13 protein-coding genes and 1 other RNA gene are annotated in these 17,476 nt (G+C 62.0%); 9 read left to right on the top strand and 5 right to left on the bottom strand.

Annotated elements, in window-relative coordinates; translation table 11 throughout:
* The first annotated feature begins 104 nt into the window (after nucleotides 1-104).
* Entirely contained in the window at nucleotides 105-2,054 is a 1,950-nt protein-coding gene (locus ACFQDI_RS12120; RefSeq protein ID WP_377166855.1) for a DNA topoisomerase IV subunit B, read from the top strand.
* A 148-nt stretch (nucleotides 2,055-2,202) separates the two neighbouring features.
* Here ACFQDI_RS12120 and ACFQDI_RS12115 read toward each other — a convergent pair whose 3' ends face one another.
* Nucleotides 2,203-3,648 (bottom strand): 3-keto-disaccharide hydrolase, encoded by a 1,446-nt coding sequence (locus ACFQDI_RS12115; protein ID WP_377166853.1) that lies wholly within the window; start codon nucleotides 3,646-3,648, stop codon nucleotides 2,203-2,205.
* Nucleotides 3,649-3,764: 116 nt separating this feature from the next.
* Between ACFQDI_RS12115 and ACFQDI_RS12110 the strand changes: the two genes are divergently transcribed.
* The 3 genes from ACFQDI_RS12110 to ACFQDI_RS12100 all read left to right on the top strand — a co-directional run bounded on the left by ACFQDI_RS12110 (nucleotide 3,765) and on the right by ACFQDI_RS12100 (nucleotide 7,099).
* Complete coding sequence (locus ACFQDI_RS12110; protein ID WP_377166851.1) at nucleotides 3,765-4,703, top strand: TlpA family protein disulfide reductase; 939 nt, start codon at nucleotides 3,765-3,767, stop codon at nucleotides 4,701-4,703.
* A gap of 438 nt (nucleotides 4,704-5,141) precedes the next feature.
* Nucleotides 5,142-5,672 (top strand): sigma-70 family RNA polymerase sigma factor, encoded by a 531-nt coding sequence (locus ACFQDI_RS12105; protein ID WP_377166849.1) that lies wholly within the window; start codon nucleotides 5,142-5,144, stop codon nucleotides 5,670-5,672.
* Nucleotides 5,669-7,099, top strand: coding sequence for a DNRLRE domain-containing protein (locus ACFQDI_RS12100; RefSeq protein ID WP_377166847.1), 1,431 nt, complete (start codon nucleotides 5,669-5,671; stop codon nucleotides 7,097-7,099). Before ACFQDI_RS12105 ends, ACFQDI_RS12100 begins: the two co-directional genes overlap by 4 nt.
* Before the next feature lie 143 nt (nucleotides 7,100-7,242).
* On the opposite strand, the gene ACFQDI_RS12095 is transcribed toward ACFQDI_RS12100, so the two are convergent.
* The gene (locus ACFQDI_RS12095) at nucleotides 7,243-8,496 is read right to left on the bottom strand and encodes an NAD(P)/FAD-dependent oxidoreductase (RefSeq protein ID WP_377166845.1); all 1,254 of its coding nucleotides are present in this window, start codon (nucleotides 8,494-8,496) and stop codon (nucleotides 7,243-7,245) included.
* Between the two features lie 194 nt (nucleotides 8,497-8,690).
* On the opposite strand from ACFQDI_RS12095, the gene ACFQDI_RS12090 reads away from it, so the two are divergent.
* A complete protein-coding gene (locus ACFQDI_RS12090) occupies nucleotides 8,691-9,320 on the top strand; it encodes a hypothetical protein (RefSeq protein ID WP_377166843.1) in 630 nt (209 codons plus the stop codon).
* 59 nt (nucleotides 9,321-9,379) lie between these two features.
* On the opposite strand, the gene cysS is transcribed toward ACFQDI_RS12090, so the two are convergent.
* Complete coding sequence (cysS, locus tag ACFQDI_RS12085; protein WP_377166841.1) at nucleotides 9,380-10,789, bottom strand: cysteine--tRNA ligase; 1,410 nt, start codon at nucleotides 10,787-10,789, stop codon at nucleotides 9,380-9,382.
* A 245-nt stretch (nucleotides 10,790-11,034) separates the two neighbouring features.
* Between cysS and ssrA the strand changes: the two genes are divergently transcribed.
* Nucleotides 11,035-11,386: a transfer-messenger RNA gene (ssrA, locus tag ACFQDI_RS12080) on the top strand.
* A gap of 73 nt (nucleotides 11,387-11,459) precedes the next feature.
* Here ssrA and ACFQDI_RS12075 read toward each other — a convergent pair.
* Nucleotides 11,460-12,023 carry an early set domain-containing protein gene (locus ACFQDI_RS12075; RefSeq protein WP_377166839.1) on the bottom strand — a complete coding sequence of 188 codons (564 nt, stop codon included), beginning with the start codon at nucleotides 12,021-12,023 and terminating at the stop codon, nucleotides 11,460-11,462.
* A gap of 333 nt (nucleotides 12,024-12,356) precedes the next feature.
* Between ACFQDI_RS12075 and ACFQDI_RS12070 the strand changes: the two genes are divergently transcribed.
* The 3 genes from ACFQDI_RS12070 (at nucleotide 12,357) to ACFQDI_RS12060 (ending at nucleotide 15,369) form a co-directional block, all read left to right on the top strand.
* On the top strand, nucleotides 12,357-12,962 hold the full coding sequence (locus ACFQDI_RS12070; RefSeq protein WP_377166837.1) for a 3-keto-disaccharide hydrolase: 606 nt from the start codon (nucleotides 12,357-12,359) through the stop codon (nucleotides 12,960-12,962).
* A 206-nt stretch (nucleotides 12,963-13,168) separates the two neighbouring features.
* Nucleotides 13,169-14,485 (top strand): DUF1552 domain-containing protein, encoded by a 1,317-nt coding sequence (locus tag ACFQDI_RS12065; protein WP_377166835.1) that lies wholly within the window; start codon nucleotides 13,169-13,171, stop codon nucleotides 14,483-14,485.
* Nucleotides 14,486-14,799: 314 nt separating this feature from the next.
* Nucleotides 14,800-15,369 (top strand): elongation factor P, encoded by a 570-nt coding sequence (locus ACFQDI_RS12060; protein ID WP_184338114.1) that lies wholly within the window; start codon nucleotides 14,800-14,802, stop codon nucleotides 15,367-15,369.
* 192 nt (nucleotides 15,370-15,561) lie between these two features.
* Here the strand turns inward: ACFQDI_RS12060 and ACFQDI_RS12055 are convergent, their stop codons facing one another.
* Nucleotides 15,562-17,319 carry an ABC transporter ATP-binding protein gene (locus tag ACFQDI_RS12055; protein ID WP_377166833.1) on the bottom strand — a complete coding sequence of 586 codons (1,758 nt, stop codon included), beginning with the start codon at nucleotides 17,317-17,319 and terminating at the stop codon, nucleotides 15,562-15,564.
* Nucleotides 17,320-17,476 lie beyond the last annotated feature (157 nt).

The following is a 17,476-nucleotide window of genomic DNA, read 5'->3' as shown; positions in this document are numbered from 1 at the left end:
ATTCCCCCTCCCTTTTCGCTGCTCGTATGAGCAGTACACCCCCTTGACACCCCCCTGCCCCTCTGCCATTTCAGAGGCTAGAATTCTGATTTTGCCCCTCCGCCATGGCCGCCCCTGCTCCTGCCCACAACTACACTGAAGACTCCATCAAATCCCTCGACTGGCGCGAGCACATCCGCCTGCGCCCGGGCATGTACATCGGCAAGCTGGGAGACGGCTCCCTGCCGGAGGACGGCATCTACGTGCTGCTCAAGGAGGTGCTGGACAACTGCATCGACGAGCATGTGATGGGCTTTGGCAATTCCATCGAGATCACCATCACCGACGACCAGACCGTGACGGTGCGCGACTACGGGCGCGGCATCCCGCTGGGCAAGCTGCTGGAGTGCGCCGCGCAGATCAACACGGGTGCGAAGTACGACAGCGAAGCATTCAAAAAATCCGTCGGCCTCAATGGCGTGGGCATCAAGGCGGTGAACGCCCTTTCCGAATTCTTCGAAATCCAGGCCGTGCGTGAGAAGCAGACGCGCTCCATCGAGTTCAGCCAGGGCCTCGTGGTCTATGACATGGGCAAGCCCAAGCCCTGCGACGAGCCAAACGGCACACGCATCGCCTTCCGTGCGGATGCGGAGAGCTTTGCTGACGACACGCATTTCCGCCTGGATTTTGTGCGCGAGATGCTGCGCTTCTACGCCTGGCTGAATCCAGGTCTCTCCCTGCTCCTCAAGACCCCGGCGGGTGAGGAGAAGTTCAAGTCCAAGGACGGCCTGATGGATCTGATCCGCTCCAAGCTGACCGAGGAGCCGCAGTACCCCATCATCCACCTGGAAGGCAAGGACGTGGAGGTGGCCTTCACCCATGGCACGGGCTACGGCGAGGAGTACTACAGCTTCGTCAACGGCCAGCACACCACGCAGGGCGGCACGCATCTGGCTGCCTTCCGCGAGGCCATCGTGCAGGAGTGCCGTGAGTTTTACAAAAAGCAGTTCGACCCCGCCGACGTGCGCGGCAGCCTCATCGCCGCCGTGAGCGTGAAGGTTCAGGAGCCCGTGTTTGAGTCGCAGACGAAGACCAAGCTGGGATCGACCCACATGGAGCCCAACGGGCGCAACCTGCGTGGCCACGTCACCAGCGTCATCAGCGCCCAGCTCGACAACTTCCTGCACAAACACTCGGACATCGCCAAGGCGCTGCAGGAGAAGATCAACTCCAACGAAAAAGAGCGCAAGGAGATCAGCGGCATCCAGAAGGCGGCGCGTGAAAACGCCCGCAAGGCCAAGGTGCACAACAAGAAGCTGCGCGACTGCCGCATCCACTTTGACACCAAGGACAAGCGCCGCGAGGAAAGCACCCTCTTCATCACCGAGGGTGACAGCGCCTCCGGCAGCATCACCAAGAGCCGCGATGTGGAGACGCAGGCCGTCTTCAGCCTGCGCGGCAAGCCGCTGAACTGCTTCGGCCTGACCCGCAAGATCGTGTATGAGAACGAGGAGTTTTATCTCCTGGCCAACGCGCTACAAATTGAGGAAGACCTGGAGGAGCTGCGCTTCAACCGCGTGGTGCTGGCCACCGATGCCGATGTGGACGGCATGCACATCCGTCTGCTGATGATCACGTACTTCCTGCAGTTCTTCCCCGAGCTGGTGCGCAAAGGACACCTGTACATCCTGCAGACGCCGCTCTTCCGCGTGCGCAACAAGAAGGAGACCTACTACTGCTACAGCGACGAGGAGCGCCAGCGCGCCATCCACCGCTGCGGCAAAAGCGCCGAGATCACCCGCTTCAAGGGTCTGGGCGAGATCAGCCCGGATGAGTTCAAGCACTTCATCGGCCCGCACATGCGTCTGGAGCCCGTGAAAATCCGTGACCACGAAACCGACGCCGACGGCAACGCCCTCCCCTCCGAGCACCGCAGCGTGAAGGAGATGCTCTCCTTCTACATGGGCAAAAACACTCCTGAGCGCCAGAGCTACATCGTGGAGAATCTCCGCATCGAGCAGGAGCTGGAGTTTAAGGAGACGGCTGAGCCAGCGGCGATCGCGGAGGCGGCGTGAGGTGGGCCGCAGGAAGCACGGGCAATCGTGCCCGTGTAGAAAGCGCTCTCTGCGGGCAGCATTGCCCGCACTACTTCCCCACAAAAAACCCGTCAGACCTTTCGGCCTGACGGGTTACTGAGACTTGGCTGCAGAGAACTCCCGGCGCTTACTTCGCCTTCACCTTGAAGCTGCGGAACACCACAGGATCGCTGTGTCCTGCAAAGCCGATGAAGCCCTTCGTGTGGTCCAGGCCCTTCGGCGGGTGGGCGATCAGGCTGCGATCGAGCTTGTCGATGTCCACGTCGAGGATCTTGGTGCCGTTGAGGATGACCTTGATCTTCTGGCCATCGACCTGGATTTCCTGGAAGTTCCACTCACCCACGGGGCGGAGGTAGCCGTGCTTGGCACCAGCGCAATGGTAGAGGGAGCCGTGGTACTGGTAGGGCTCCAGGCCTTTTTTGCCGGCGGCGGCCTGCTTGGCGTTGTAGCCGTCGCTGTCGATGACCTGAAGCTCCAGGCCATCAGAGGCGGAATGGCCGCCGAGAGGGGTGCGCAGGGCGATGCCGTTGTTGCCGGCAGGGGGGAGCTTGAACTCCACGCGGATGATGCCGTTTTCAAATTCGTCCTTGGTCAGCAGGTCGCCGCCTTTGCCGGGCTTGCAGGTGATCGCGCCGTCCACCACTTCGTAGCTGTCCACGGCCCCCTGCCAGTTGCTGAGGTCCTTGCCGTTGACGTATTCCTTGAAGCCGTCTTCGGCCCAGTTGCCTGCGAGTTCCTTGTTGGCTTCTTCAGCGGGGATCTCGCGGATGTAAACGTTCTTCCAGCGGATCTCGCTGCCGTGGGTCTGGAGCTGGATGGGGCCTTTGGCAAAGGCAGGATCTGGGAAGAAGCCGTTGGGCATTTTCTCAGCGGGCTTTGCCTCGGCCTTGGCGTCCTTTTTGCCGTAGGCCAGGTAGCCGGCCTTGCGGTTGGCAAAGAAGTTTTCCAGCACGGCGTTTTTCACCACGACTTCGCCGTTGAAGGTCACGGTCACGCGCTCGCCCACCATGCGGATGAGGAAGGTGTTCCACTCGCCGAGAGGCTTGTCCATGAGCTTGGTGGGGTTTTTGCCCTCGGGGCTCTTGTTGTTCCAGAGGCCGCCGGAACCGAAGGGCTTGCCGAGTGCGACGGCTTTTTCGTCCTTCTCCGTGAAGTCCCAGATCTGCACCTGCGGGATGCCGCGCAGGTAGATGCCGCTGTCGCCAAGAGGGAGCATTTTGTAATCGACCATGAGTTCAAAGTCGCCGTAGTCCTTGTCTGTGGTGAGGTACAAACCTTTGCCGTCGTTGACGAGCTGACCGTCCTCGACTTTCCAGTGAGCGTTGACGTGGTCGCCCTTGTCGTTGCCTTTGGCATCCACGAGGCCGCCCTCGATGGATTTCTTTTTGTACGCGGCCAGCTCCTCCGGGGTCATCTTCCAGAGGTCATTCGGGTCCTGGGTGCCCCAGCCATACCATCCGGAAAGATCCTTGCCGTTGAAGAGCGCGGTGAATCCGGGTGGTGGTACATTGTCCTCGGCGCGGCAGAATGCGGCGGCGGCGAGCAGGAGGGTCAGGGTCAGTGTTCGTTTCATGGATGGGTGAGAGAAGCAAAGGAGTCGCATCCCACAGCGGGCATCTTTCATTCTGCGGTTCGATGGTCACTTTCTGCTCGACATTGGTCACAAAAATCGGGACGCTTTTCCCCTTCATGAAATCTGCCATTTTTGTTCTGCTTTTCAGCTGCTGCTGCCAGCTTTCCCTGAATGCCCAGGCTCCCGCTGCGGGGGAGGCCGCCGCCGGTGCCCAGGCGCTGATGCAAAAGCTCTTTTCGCAGGACATCTCGGAGGAGGACCTGCAGGTACTGGCCAAGGAGGCAAACAAGGCCGGCGTCCCTCGCCAGCAGATCATCGAGGCGAAGCTCATCTGGGGCTTGCGCCAGCAGAGCACGCCTTTTCTGGTGAAGATCCTGCCGGAGGTGGAGATTCTGGCCAGCAGCTTTGACCCAGCCAATGCCGTGGCGCTGCCCAGCCTGGAAACGGTGAAGAGCTTCATCTCCTACATCAAGGCGATGAAGGCCTCCCAGGCCGGAGATGCGGTGGGCTTCAAGCAGAACATCTTGGAGGCCATCTGGCTCAGCCCGCAGCAGGCGCCCGTCTTCATCCAGGCCATGGAAAAGTTTCGCCTGGAGGCCAAGATGGCGGAGCTCGTGATCGACCTGAAAACGCCGCTGACCACCTCCGGCGGGGAGGCCACCACGCTGCATGACGTGCTGGGTGGCAAGAAGGCGCTGCTGGTGGACTTTTGGGCTTCCTGGTGTGGCCCGTGCATGAAGCTGATGCCTGCTCTCAAGGCCAAAGCGGGGGCTCTTACCTCCCACGGCATTGTTGTGGCGGCGATCAACAAGGACGATGAAAACGCGGAGGCCACGGCAGAGCGCATCCGCCAGGAGCAGAATGCCAGCCTGCCCTGGCTCATCGAGCCCGCCGAGCGCCCCTACACCCAGGCGCTGGAGATCGCCACCATCCCGCGCATGGTGCTGCTCTCCCCTGAAGGCAAAGTCCTCTTCAACGGCCACCCGGAAGACCCGGCGCTGTGGGTCGCGCTGAAGAAGATCGACGCGACGATCGAGCCCCGGCCCACTGAGTGAGGCGCTGAAGGCGAATCAGGCCTGCCTCATCGCACGCGGCGGCTGACAGAAACCATGGCAGGTGCTCTTTGCCTGTGAATTTATGAAAGGCGCCGTTCTCAATCTGCCGGGGCAGCCACCCTTGGTCTGCCTCTCATGTTTTACATTCACCGCGTAATGTCGAACGCACAATCCTCGCCGCCTGCTGGCGTGTCCCCGTGGTTCATCCTGACTTTGTTCGCTTTGTCGAAAGGTTGCATCAGGCTTGCTCGAGCTTAAAAGGGATGGTTCAGCGCTCTGCAGACGGCTATTTTCGCCCTTTTTGCCGTGGTGCTCAAAAAGAGGCCAAGCCTTGGCACTTGAGCGGGCTGCTGGGTGGGAAATATTTTGTCCAACTGAATGCCGCAGGCGACTGTACAAGTCATAGGGCGGCTCATATGCCGCCTTCACGACCACGCCATGTCCTCCCCCGACCGCACCCAGGAATTCCTCGAACTGCTCACGCGGCACGACCGCGCCCTGGGCGTGTACGTCTACAGCCTGGTGCCAGCCCCGCATGATGCGGAGGACATTCTCCAGCAGACCAAGATGATCCTCTGGCGCTGCTTTGACCAGTTTGAGCCCGGCACCAACTTCCTCGCCTGGGCGCGCAAGACCGCCTTTCATCAGATCCTCACTCACCGCCGCCAGAAAAAACGCGAGGCCACCCCGCTGAGCGACGAGGTGCTGGAGCTGCTGCACGACGAGGTTTCCAAGCTCAGCGACAGCACAGACCGCCGTGGCGATGCCCTGCGCACCTGCGTTGCCAAGCTTCCCGCCGCGCACCGCCAGCTCATCACCCTGCGCTACTTTGAAGACCTTGAAATCGATGGCGTGGCAGAGCGCATCCGCAGCACCGTGGGGGCTGTGTACCGCGCGCTGAGCCGCATCCGCATGAACCTCATGTCCTGCGTGGAAAAGGAACTCAAACTGGAAGGAGCCGAAGCATGAAGCCCGCCGATCAATTTCGCCTGCTGGAACTCTCCGAACGCTACGCCGATGACAAGCTCACAGCGGAGGAGCTTGCCGCGCTGGAGACCGAACTGCGCGACAACGCAGCCTCGCGCGCCTTCTTTGCCAAGGCCCTGCATCAGCGTGCCGAGCTCTGCTTTGACGACTCCTGGCATTCGCAGGCAGAGCCAGCCCCCGCCCCTGCACCGCGCACCGTGTGGTGGCGGCATGCCATCACCGCCGCTGCGGCGGCCTGCGTGACTCTGGGCTTCTTCTGGCTGCAGGGCCACCGGGACGGCACCGTGGCCACACTGGTGCGTGCGCAGCAGTGCCAGTGGGCCGGCAGCAGCCTGCCCACCGTGGAGGGCGCGCGCCTCAAGCCGGGCATGCTCGATCTCATGGAGGGCCTCGCCGTCATCCGCTTTGACAGCGGCGCGGAGCTGGTGCTGGAGGCCCCCGCCACCGTGGAGGTGCTGGACGGCATGAACTGCAAGCTGCGCCGCGGCACACTCGTCGCGGAAGTGCCCCCGCAGGCCAAAGGATTCAGCATTGATACCAAGGACGCCAAAGTCATCGACTGGGGCACCAAGTTCGGCCTGAGCGCCGGAGAGGACGGCAAGTACCTCGTGCAGGTGATGGAGGGCCTCGTGGAGGTGGACGACAAATCCGGTGCCGCCTCCAAAAAGCTGCAGAAAGGCCAGCGCGTGGACCGTGGCTGGTCGCAGAAGCAGATGCATCCCTCCGCCGGCGATGACGCCGATGCCGAGCCCAGCCGCTGGCAGCCCGCCGTTGTCATGGACGCCGGAGACGGCTGGCAGGCCATCACCACCGCCTTTGGCCATGGCAAGGACAGCTACATCCAGTCCTCCGACAAAGCCCCGCATGACTTTGGCACCCATCCCTTTTTCCGTGTGAAGCACAGCGGCGACACCAAGCCCGACCTCAACCGCAAGGGCTACATCGCCTTTGACCTCAGCAAATTCAGCGGCCGCAGTATCCAGGATGCGGAGCTCGTGCTCACCATCGAGCCCAGTGAGCTCGGCTTTGCCAGCTTTGTGCCGGACAGCACCTTTGCCGTTTATGGCGTGCTGGACGAAAGCACCGACGCCTGGGAGGAGAGCGGTCTGACCTGGCAGCAGGCCCCCGCGCACGACCCCGCCCAGCCCGAGCGCCACCTCCCCGTGGCCGCCAAGGTGAAGCTGCTGGGGAAATTTGAGATCGCCCAGGGCATCAACCGCGGCACCCGCAAGCTGCGCGGCATAGACCTGGCCGACTTCCTCAACGCCGACACCAACCAGATCGCCACCCTGATCATCTGCCGCGAAACCAATGAAACCCAGGACAGCGGCCTCGTGCACGCATTTGCCACCAAAGAAAACGGAACGCGGTCTGCGCCGATGCTGCGGGTGAGGCTGGGCTCAAAGTAGCCTTATCCCTGCGGAACAAGGACTCGCTACGCCTACATCGACTCGCTACGCCTACATCTGAAGGCTCATCAGTCCCGGACTGTCATCGCCCAGCGTCGCGGAGCCTCCCTTGTTGCACAGCTGCAAGGCTGTCTTCAGTCCCATCACTGAATCTTGATCGGCTTCGCCAGTGGGAAGCGTTTCTGGATCCACACAAGGGTGAAGAACAGGCGCAGCCGCCACCAGGTGCCTAGGGTCATACGGGTACGGCCGGCCAGGGCGCAGTTGATGGCGCAGACCACGCGAAACCGGTTGGTTGGCTGGAAGAAAAGCTGCGCGAAATGCTGGGTGTAAAACCGCTCGATGAACTGCCAGAAGCGGCTCACATGCCGGCGCGTGGCCCACTCGTAGCGCTTCATGCCAAAGGTGCGTGCCTTGCCGCTGGCGAGGGCGGCGTGCACGGCCTGCGCCCCCTGGCGGGCGCTGATCATGGCCAGCATCACCCCGCTGGAAAAAATGGGGTCGATGAACCCAGCCGCATCTCCCACGCGCACAAGGCGGTCGGAAACAAGTCTGCGGTTCGTGTAGGAGAAATCGGTCAGCACATGCCCCTGTGTGATGGGCTTCGCATTGATCATGCGGTCGTGCACGGCGCGGGTGCTCAGCACCGCGTCATCAAAGGCCTGCTGCGGGTCCTGCTTCAGCGCCTTGAAGTCTGCTTGGTCCAGCACCAGACCCACACTCGTTTTGTCGTCCTGCAGCGGGATCATCCAAAACCACGAGTTTTCGCGGCGGATGATCAGGATGTCCCCCTTCTCCTCCCCGGTGGTCATCTGCACGCCGCTGTAGTGGCCGAAGATGGCGATCTTTTTGTGCCCGGGGTAGTACTCGCGCAGGTTTTCGCGGTTTGCGGTGAAGTTGCCCAGCCCGCTGGCGTCCATGAGAAACGCGGCCTGCACCTCATGCTCCGTACCGTCCTTGTCGCGATACTTCACGGTGACGCGGTCTTTTTCAACGCGATGCTCCATGACTAGCGCCTCCTCACGCACCTCCGCGCCCAGCCCCTCGGCATGGCGCAGCAGGATGTCGTCAAACTTCGCACGCTCGACCTGCAAGGACTCGGGAAACTCGGTGAAGGAGCCGCGTGAGAAATTCATCCGCGTATGGATCGAGCCGTCGCCCATCCAGAACTGCGCGCCGCGTTTCACCATGAAGCCTGCCGACTGCACTTTCGCCCAGACGCCCAGCTCATCGAAGATTTCACGATTGTACGGCAGCAGCGACTCGCCGATGTGAAAACGCGGGAAACGGGACTTTTCCAGCACGAGGACTGACCGACCGTCCTGACGCAGCGTGGCCGCAGCCGTGGCTCCCGCAGGCCCGCCGCCGATGATGATGACATCCCAGGGTTTGCTCATGCGCAATGAATGGTGGGGGTCGGCACAGGCCGCAAGAAAAACTCCACAGCAAGCCGGGCCCGGCGTGCGATATTTTTTCACCCCGCTGCCATCTCCCGTCCACAGTTTTTGCCCCGGGCCGCCCGGCGCCTGCGCCAGAACCGCCCCACAAAAAGCGTACCACCCCTGCAGCCTCATCCCCTACCCTTGGCCCCATGAATGAAAAGCTCGAAACCCTGCTGGAGCGCATGCAGTCGCTGGAAAAGGAAATCCTGCGCGAGTTGCAGCGCAAGGAGATGGAATTTTTCTACGAGGTGCGCCAGGGCCGGGTGCGCTTTACCGAGGAGGCGCGTGCGCAGCACCGGCTGCTGCTCAAGCGCTTCACCGCCTACATCCGCGACTCCCGCTTTATGATCCTGCTGACCACGCCCGTCATCTGGTCATGTATCATCCCCATCGTGCTCCTTGACGTGTTCATGGTCGTCTACCAGGCCATCTGCTTTCCCATTTACGGCATCCCCAAGGTGAAGCGCAGCGACTACATCCGGCTGGACCGCCGCCACCTGGCCTACCTGAACTGGGCGGAGAAATTTAACTGCGAGTACTGCGGCTACGCCAACGGCGTGCTCGCCTGCGCCTCCGAAGTGGCCGCGCGCACAGAGCAGTACTGGTGCCCCATCAAGCACGCGCTGCGCATGAAGTCCATGCACAGCCGCTACCGCTTCTTCTTCGACTACGGTGACGCCCAGCACTACCGCCAGCAGCTCGAAAAGGTGCGGCGCTCGTTTGAAGACATCGAGAAATCCAAGGCCGAGGACGCCGCGCAGGCCCGCAGCCAAGGCTAAGCAGCCGCCGCCACACCTGAGCGACGGAGGGGGGGATCGGGACGATCACACTCCGCCGATCACTTAGGCACGACGGTGAAGCCTTCTTTGCTGTCTTTGATGAGCCAGCCTGCGGCTTCGAGTTCTTTGCGAAGGGTGTCGGCGGCGGCCCAGTCTTTGGCCTGCTTGGCGTCCCAGCGCTGCTGGGCCTTGGCCTGGATCTCGGCTGGCACGTCGGCCACGGCGTCTTCGGCCACGGGGGGCAGCACGATGCCAAGGGCACCGAGCATGAAGTGCAGGCCGCTGCGGGCTGCGGCGGCCTCTTCGGCGGAGAGCGCGGCGGGCTTGAGCTTGTTCAGCACGCCAAAGATGCCGCCCATGGCTCCGGGCACGTTGAGGTCATTGAGCAGCGTTTCCCAGGCTTCGCTGAAGGGGCCGGGAGTGCTGGAGTGCTGGAGTGCTGGAACTGCTGCGGCGAGCGCCTTGTCGGCCTTCGCGAGTTTTTGCAGGGCCTGACGTGCTGAGTCGAGGCTGTGCATGGTGAAATTCAGCGGGGCGCGGTAGTGGCCGGAGATGAGCACGTAGCGAACCTCGGCGGCGGTGTAGCCGCGCGCGGCCAGATCCGCCAGCGTGTAGAGATTGCCGATGCTCTTGCTCATCTTGCCGCCGTCCACCATGAGGTGGGCCACGTGCATCCAGTGATGCGCAAACTTCCCGTGCGTGCTGCAGCAGCTCTGGGCGATCTCGTTTTCATGATGCGGGAAGATGAGGTCCACACCTCCGCTGTGCAGATCGAAGTCCTCGCCGAGGTATTCGAGAATCATGGCGCTGCACTCCAGGTGCCAGCCAGGGCGGCCTTCGCCCCAGGGGCTGGGCCAGTAGTTGGCGCCGTCTTCGGGCTTGCGTGCTTTCCAGAGGGCAAAGTCGGTGAGCGAGTCCTTGGTGTATTCGTCGCTGTCGGTGGCGCTGGCGGCCTCGCTGGCCCCCAGGCGCAGCTCGCGGTCCTCCAAGTGGCTGAGGCGGCCGTAGTCTTTGAATGAGGAGACGCGGAAGTACACGCTGCCATCGGCGGCGGCGTAGGCATGCCCGCCGGAGATGAGCTTTTCGATCATCGCCACCTGATGCGGGATGTGCGCCACGGCGCTGGGCTCCACATGCGGCGGCAGCAGGTTCAGCGCAGCGCAGTCGGCGTGGAATTTCTGCGTCCAGCCCTGGGTGAAGTCGGTGAGTGTCTGCCCCGCCTTCTGCGAGTCGCGGATGGTTTTGTCGTCCACGTCGGTGATATTGCGCACATGCAGCGTGGGTGTGCCGGAGGCCTCCACCACGCGGCGCATCACGTCCTGCGCCACAAAGGTGCGGAAGTTGCCGATGTGCGCCGGGCCATACACCGTGGGTCCGCAGCAGTAAAAGCGCAGTGTTTTGCCGTCGAGCGGCGTGACATCGCGGTCGGTGCGGGAGAGGGTGTCGTGGAGTTTCAGAGCGGCAGACATGAGGGGCGGTGAAGGTGAATGACGAATGGAGATTGTCGAGTGCGGGAATGCGGTGGCTGGTGGCCAGTCAATCAGTCGAGCCCCCTCCTGCACGAAAATCGGCCGGAAAAGGATCCCGCAGCATCTGCCACTTCCCAAAACCCCACGCCTGCCCACTGGCGCAGCAGCCGCTTACTGCCCCCTTGCTGTTACCGATGCCCCTTGACCCTGCGCGGCGATGGGGTATCTTGAATCCTCTCCAAAACGGGGGCGTACTGGTTTCGACGGGTCGTCTTAGTTCGGAGCTGCATGCCGAGGATGATTCGTTGGCCTCGTTAAACACCGGATCAAAAACATAAATGCAAACTCTAACGAGCTAGCACTCGCAGCTTAAGCACTGCGACATCCTTCAGGCAATGTCTGGTAGCCTGAACGATGCCACTACCAGGCTGGTCTGATGGCCGGGCGACCGGGTCACAGACGAGATCAAACAGGACGCTGGGTGAAGAGTAGGCTGTCTCAAGCCGCCTCCCACCGAGACCAAAGATGAGACTGAGCATGGAGACGCTACGGGCAACGGTGATTCGGACAGGGGTTCAACTCCCCTCGCCTCCACCATTTTCACAAACCACCGCCACACAGGCGGCATACACACTAGGGTTGGAGCACCCGGCCTGCAAGGCGTCAGCGGCTAGGGCTGGTACCAGTAGGTGATCTTGCTTTTGTCGGCGAAATTAAGGGACTTGAGGTCTGTCTTGGGATAGACCCGGGCGCTGAGGTCGGCGTCGCGTCTGCCGGCCACGACCACGACGTGGGTCCATTTGGGGTCCTTCTCCTGGATCACATGCTGGTAGTGGTATTTCTTGCCGGCCTGTGCCGTTTCCGGCAGATCCACCGGCACCGAGAAGCTCCCGGACTTGGTCTTGCGGCTCAAGTCCTCCATCTTCTGCAGGGTCTTGGTCATGTCAAAATTCATGCGGGCGAGGTCCAGAGCCGCGCTCCTCTGCTGGACCAGCTGGTTCTGGTCATTGAAGAAGTAGATGAAGTTTACAAGCTCCTTCATCGGGATGTCCTGCGTGGGTGTCACGCTGAACTCGATCGTCGCCTTTGCCGGAGGATACTGGCCGTTTACGCGTATGGAACTGGGCATCGTCCTGCCCTTGGAGATCGCGCCCAGTTGAAACTTGGGCTTGGTTTCCGCGATTGCCGCTGCGACAGCGCCCAAGGCCAGAGACAGCAGGAGGAGCATTCTCATGCCAGGAATATTGTGGAGCCCGGGATTCACGCAAGGATAAAACTTCCCGCCCGACATCGCCCAACGCAGGGGCCATACAAAAAAAGACGTTAGCGACTGCGAGGTGGGCGCTACTGCATGGCTGTGGGTGGATGGAATGCGCTGGCTGGCGGAAAGCAGCTTATTGCTGAGCAACAGGGGAGGACTCTGCGATTTCGGACGCTGACGATCAGGGGACTGCCGCCCCGCTGGCTGCGGGCCGCTTCGCCCACGGTTTTGTTTTGCTTTTTTCCGCAGGGCCGGAGAAAAAGCTGCGTTTATCTGCTCTCTCCTTTCACCCACCCTGCCCCGACCATGAAACGCATCGCCGCCCTTTGCCTCGCCCTCGCCACCCTTCCCCTGCATGCCGAGGACTGGCAGCCGGAGGCGGGCTTCACCTCCCTCTTCAATGGCAAGGACCTCACCGGCTGGTGCTTCCGCGAGAAGACCAAGAAGGACGACCCTAACCCCGGCACCATCACCGCCAAGCACGATGGCAAGACCGAGGCCGCCGATGCGGGCAAGTACATCGTGAAGGACGGCGTCATCGCCGTGACCTTCCCCACGGAGATGGACAAGCTCACCGGACAGCTCTACACCGTGGCCGAGTTCCCGAAGAACTTCACCCTCAAGCTCGAATTCCGCGCCAGCGTGAACGCCGACAGCGGCGTCTTCATCCGCAAGCCCCAGCTCCAGTGCCGCGACTACCTCGTGGCCGGTCCGTATAAGGAACTGAAAGCCTACAAGCCCCAGGAGTGGAACCAGATCATCGTCGAAGTGAAGGACGGCGTGGCCCACTGCACCTGCAACGGCGAAGTCCTCGAAGACGCCCTCAAGCTCCCCGCCACCGGCCCCATCGGCCTGGAGGGAGATCGCGGCGTAATGGAGTACAGGCACATTCAGATCAAGGAAGTGGAGTGAGGTGAGAAGCGAGTGAGGTGGGATGTGGGCGAATTTATGATTTACGATTTTTAATTTATGATTTCAGAGGAGGAGCGCATTGCGGCCTCTTCCAAATCATCAATCGTAAATCGTAAATCATAAATGCCCGCGCCTCGGTGCTAGATAGGTTCCCCGGCGGTGGTATTAATATTGAGCCTCTCTGGCAGCCCGCCCCCCATCCCCCCATGAAAAACCTCTACCGCCGCGAATTTCTCCGCGACCTCGGCATCTCCGCCGGGGCGCTGCCTTTTCTTGCCGGGCTGCCCAGCCTGACGGGTGCGCCCACGCCGCAGCGCAAGCAGAGGCTGATCATCATGTTTTCGCCGAACGGCACGCTGCCGAATGAGTTCTGGCCGGATCAGGAGGGGGCGGATTTCAGCTTCAAGTCCATCCTCAAGCCGCTGGAGGCATTCAAGGACAAGATGCTCATCCTCCACGGCATCGCCAACAAGGTGAAGGGCGATGGCGACAGCCACATGCGCGGCATGAGCTGCCTGCTCACCTGCGACGAACTGCTCAAGGGCAACATCATGGGCGGCGGCGGCAATCCCGCCGGATGGGCCAGCAACATCTCCATCGACCAGGAGCTCAAAAACTTCCTCCAGAGCAAGAAGGAAACCAAGACGCGCTTTGGCTCCCTGGAGTTCGGCGTGGCCGTGCCCGAGCGCGCCGATCCCTGGACGCGCATGTGCTACGCCGGTGGCAACCAGCCCGTGGCCCCCATCGACGATCCGCACCAGATTCTCAAGAAGGTGTATGGAAAGATGAAGGACAAGGACAGCCTCGTCAGCATCTTGGACGACGTGCGCGACGACCTGAAGCGCATCTCTTCCAAGCTCAGCGCGCGGGACAAAGCCCTGCTGGACCAGCACATGACGCTGGTGCGCAGCATGGAGCAGGACCTGGCAGATGCCGACAAGCAGGGCAAGCTGGCGCACCCCGTGCCGCAGGTGGATCCCAGCATCGAGCTGGTGAACGACAACACGCCGCAGATCAGCCGCATCCAGATCGACCTCCTCGTCAATTCCCTGGCCAATGACATGGCCCGCATCGGCACGCTACAGTACATGCGCAGCGTGGGCATGGCGCAGATGCGCTGGCTCGGTGTGGAGGAGGGCCACCATTCGCTCTCCCACGACCCCGACGACAAAAAAGACAGCTACGAGAAGCTGCTCAAGATCAACACCTGGTTCGCCGGAGAGTTCGCCTACCTGGCCAAGCGCCTCAGCGAGACTCCCGAGGCCACCGGCGGCGGCAGCATGCTGGACAACACCCTGCTCGTCTGGACCAACGAACTCGGCAAGGGCAACACCCACACTCTGGACAACATCCCCTACATCATGATCGGTGGCGGCTGCGGGTTCAAAATGGGCCGCAGCCTCAAGTTTGACAAAGCCGCCCACAACCGCCTCTGGATGGCCGTGGCGCAGGGCATGGGGCACGATCTGCAGACCTTTGGCAAAAAGGAGCTGTGTGAGGGCGGCGCGCTGGCGCTGAGCTAGGGCCGTGTGTGCGAGAGAAGCAACGCGTCTTGCCAGCTCGGAATGAAGGGGTGTCTGTGGAGCGTGTGGGACCAGGATGGTCCCACTCCTTACAAACCCGCCCAGTGCCTCCGGCAGGAGAGGGATCATCCTGATCCCTCACGCGCCCGCATCGTCCATCGCACCCGGATTTCCCAAAGCCGAAGGTCCTGGATGGTCCCCCTCCTGGCTGGCTGGAGGCCGTTCCCGCACTATGCAGCCCACTCCCCTGCCCGTCGGCGGTTGCGAACCAGAGCTTGCAAAACACGCCAAACTCGCCAAGGAAACACGCTCTTATGCCAGCCACCCCAGTTATCAATCTCCGCAAGGGACACGCCGTCCGCTACAACAACGACGTCTGCGTCGTCACCGACACCGAACTCAAGACGCCTCCGCGCATGGCCTCCTTCGTGCAGATGTCCGTCCGCAGCATCACCATCGGCAAGATGTACAACCTGCGCATGACCTCCAATGAGTCGCTCGAATCCGTGAACCTCGTGAAGGACAACCACGAATTCAGCTACAAGGACGGCGACGGCTACCACTTCATCCATCCCGAAACGTTTGAAGACGTGCTCATCGGCGAGGACAAGCTGGACGCCAAGACCCGCGGCTATCTCATCGAAGGCCAGAAGTACCTCGTCGTCTTTGCGGATGACGTCGTCGCCGGCATCGAACTTCCCGCCAACATCATCATGACCGTCACCGACAGCCCTGCTGGCGTGAAGGGCGACTCCGCCAACAACGTGTACAAGGAAGCCACCACGGAGTCCGGCATGCGCGTGCAGGTCCCCCTCTTCATCGGCCCTGGCGACAAGATCAGCGTCAAGACCGAAGACGGCACCTACCTCGGCCGCGCGAACTAAGTTCTGCGGAATCGAATCCATTCAAGAGCGCCTGATCGTGAAAACGGTCAGGCGTTTTTGTTGTCTGGGGTGAATCGGATTGGGTAATGTAGAATACATGAGGCGGAGCATCGTGCACCGTCAGTAGCACGGGCAATCCTGCCCGTGTAGAGCGCACTCTTTGCGGGCAAGATTGCCCGCGCTACTCCGGACTCATGCCGCTCCTTCATCAAACGCCAGCGCGGCCATTTCCCGGTAATACGATGAGCTCTGCAGCAATTCTTCGTGCGTGCCGCTGGCAAGAATGCGCCCCAGATGCAGCACGTAAATCACGTCTGCCTCCACAATGGTGCTGAGGCGGTGGGCGATGACGAGGCTGGTGCGGTTGGCGCGCAGGCGGGCCAGCGCGGTCTGGATGAGGTGCTCGGACTTCACATCCACAGCGGAGGTGGCTTCATCAAGCAGGAGCACGGGGGCATCTTTGAGGAAGGCGCGGGCGAGGGCGAGGCGCTGGCGCTCCCCCCCGCTGAGGAGGACGCCGCGCTCGCCCACCTCGGCATCGAGCCCTTCGGGGTGGCGGCGCACGAAGTCTTCCGCGCAGGCGTCGCGCAGGGCGGCCCAGAGTTCGTCATCGGTGGCGGAGGGTTTACCGAGCAGGAGGTTGTCGCGCACGGTTCCGGCAAAGAGAAAGGCCTCCTGCGTCACGTAGGCCAGCGTGGCGCGCAGGAAGCGTTTGCTCAGCTTTGGCAAAGGAATGCCGTCCAGCGTGATGGTGCCACCCTGCGGATCGTAGAAACGCGTGAGCAGCTGGAAGAGCGTGCTCTTGCCCGAGCCCGTGGCGCCGACGATGGCTATGGTCTGATGCCGAGCCGCCTTGAGCGAGATGTCATGCAGCACCGGCTTGTCATCGCGATAGCCGAAGGTGACACCGTTGAATTCGACCTCGCCGCGCACTGCAGAGAGCGACTCCCCGGCATCGAGATCTTCCTCCGTTTCGTCATCGAGGATGGCAAAGACGCGCTTCGCAGCAGCCAGTCCGCTGAGCAGCGTCTGGTTCACCCCATGCAGGCGGGAGATGGGCTCATACAGAAAGCCGACGAGCAGCAGAAACTCCATGAGCCGCCCCGCTGTCATCGCCCCCTGCACGCACCACCAAGAGCCCGCCATCAGCAGCAGCACGAGGCCCGCATTTCCCAGCAGCGTCATGGACGGCGCATAAAAGGCCCACGCCGCCATCAGCCGCGTCTGCCGGTCCTGCAGCCGCTGGCTGGCGGCCAGAAACCGCCACTGCCGCATCTCCTCAGCCGTGTAGCTCTTGATCTGGCGGATGCCCGAGATCGTGTCGTGCAGCGTGGCATTCAGCGCGCTGGTGGCCTCCCGTGCCGCCGTGGCACGCGGAGACACCCAGCGCGAGTAGATCCACCCGCCAGCCGCGATGAAAGGAGTGGGCGCCAGCACCAGCAGCGCCAGCTTCATGTCCGCCACCATCATGACGATGGCGGTGACGAGGATCTGCAACAGCGCCGTGCAGCCCTGCTCGATGCCTTCCAAAATGACGCGCTGTGTCGCAGGCACATCATCCGCCAGCTTGGTGAGGATGTCTCCCGTGCTCTGGTGGTCAAACCACCCCAGCGGCAGCCTCGCCATCTTGCGGTGCAGCCGCCCGCGCAGGTCGGTGATCATGCGCTGCTCAAAGGTGCAGTTCACCCGGGTGCGCACATAGAAAAGCCCCTCACGCAGCGCAAAGGCCAGCAGCGCCAGGCCACCCGCGCGCCAGATCAGGTCCGCACGCCGCTGCGGGATGATCTCATCCACAAACCAGCGCACCACCCCCGGAAAGACATAGATCAACCCCGTGCCCGCCACCGCCAGCCCGAGCTGCAGCAGCGCGATCCGCCAGTGCGCGCGTGCAAACACGAGCAGGCGGCGCAGGGCAGCGCTGTTGGTCATGGGAGCAGGCGCAAGAGTCATGGAGAGGCTAGACGAGCGAGCGCGGCGTGGGATTCAAGCGGATGTGGAATTTGATGCGCAGGAGAGGCATTCAATTCCAGGAAATGCCGGCATCGCGTTTTTAAACCATGCGGCGAAAGCACGAGGAACGAGTGAGGCTGCCGCTTTCGAAAGTCTC

The sequence above is a fragment of the Prosthecobacter fluviatilis genome, from assembly GCF_042655725.1.
GTDB classification, from domain to species: Bacteria; Verrucomicrobiota; Verrucomicrobiia; order Verrucomicrobiales; family Verrucomicrobiaceae; genus Prosthecobacter; species Prosthecobacter fluviatilis.
This window is presented reverse-complemented; position numbering and strand designations above follow the sequence as displayed.

What these genes read in the sequence shown, in the direction of transcription:
- ACFQDI_RS12120 (WP_377166855.1), top strand. Translation starts at nt 105, where the DNA reads ATGGCCGCCCCTGCTCCTGCCCACAACTACACTGAAGACTCCATCAAA.
- ACFQDI_RS12115 (WP_377166853.1), bottom strand. Translation starts at nt 3,648, where the DNA reads ATGAAACGAACACTGACCCTGACCCTCCTGCTCGCCGCCGCCGCATTC.
- ACFQDI_RS12110 (WP_377166851.1), top strand. Translation starts at nt 3,765, where the DNA reads ATGAAATCTGCCATTTTTGTTCTGCTTTTCAGCTGCTGCTGCCAGCTT.
- ACFQDI_RS12105 (WP_377166849.1), top strand. Translation starts at nt 5,142, where the DNA reads ATGTCCTCCCCCGACCGCACCCAGGAATTCCTCGAACTGCTCACGCGG.
- ACFQDI_RS12100 (WP_377166847.1), top strand. Translation starts at nt 5,669, where the DNA reads ATGAAGCCCGCCGATCAATTTCGCCTGCTGGAACTCTCCGAACGCTAC.
- ACFQDI_RS12095 (WP_377166845.1), bottom strand. Translation starts at nt 8,496, where the DNA reads ATGAGCAAACCCTGGGATGTCATCATCATCGGCGGCGGGCCTGCGGGA.
- ACFQDI_RS12090 (WP_377166843.1), top strand. Translation starts at nt 8,691, where the DNA reads ATGAATGAAAAGCTCGAAACCCTGCTGGAGCGCATGCAGTCGCTGGAA.
- cysS (WP_377166841.1), bottom strand. Translation starts at nt 10,789, where the DNA reads ATGTCTGCCGCTCTGAAACTCCACGACACCCTCTCCCGCACCGACCGC.
- ACFQDI_RS12075 (WP_377166839.1), bottom strand. Translation starts at nt 12,023, where the DNA reads ATGAGAATGCTCCTCCTGCTGTCTCTGGCCTTGGGCGCTGTCGCAGCG.
- ACFQDI_RS12070 (WP_377166837.1), top strand. Translation starts at nt 12,357, where the DNA reads ATGAAACGCATCGCCGCCCTTTGCCTCGCCCTCGCCACCCTTCCCCTG.
- ACFQDI_RS12065 (WP_377166835.1), top strand. Translation starts at nt 13,169, where the DNA reads ATGAAAAACCTCTACCGCCGCGAATTTCTCCGCGACCTCGGCATCTCC.
- ACFQDI_RS12060 (WP_184338114.1), top strand. Translation starts at nt 14,800, where the DNA reads ATGCCAGCCACCCCAGTTATCAATCTCCGCAAGGGACACGCCGTCCGC.
- ACFQDI_RS12055 (WP_377166833.1), bottom strand. Translation starts at nt 17,319, where the DNA reads ATGACTCTTGCGCCTGCTCCCATGACCAACAGCGCTGCCCTGCGCCGC.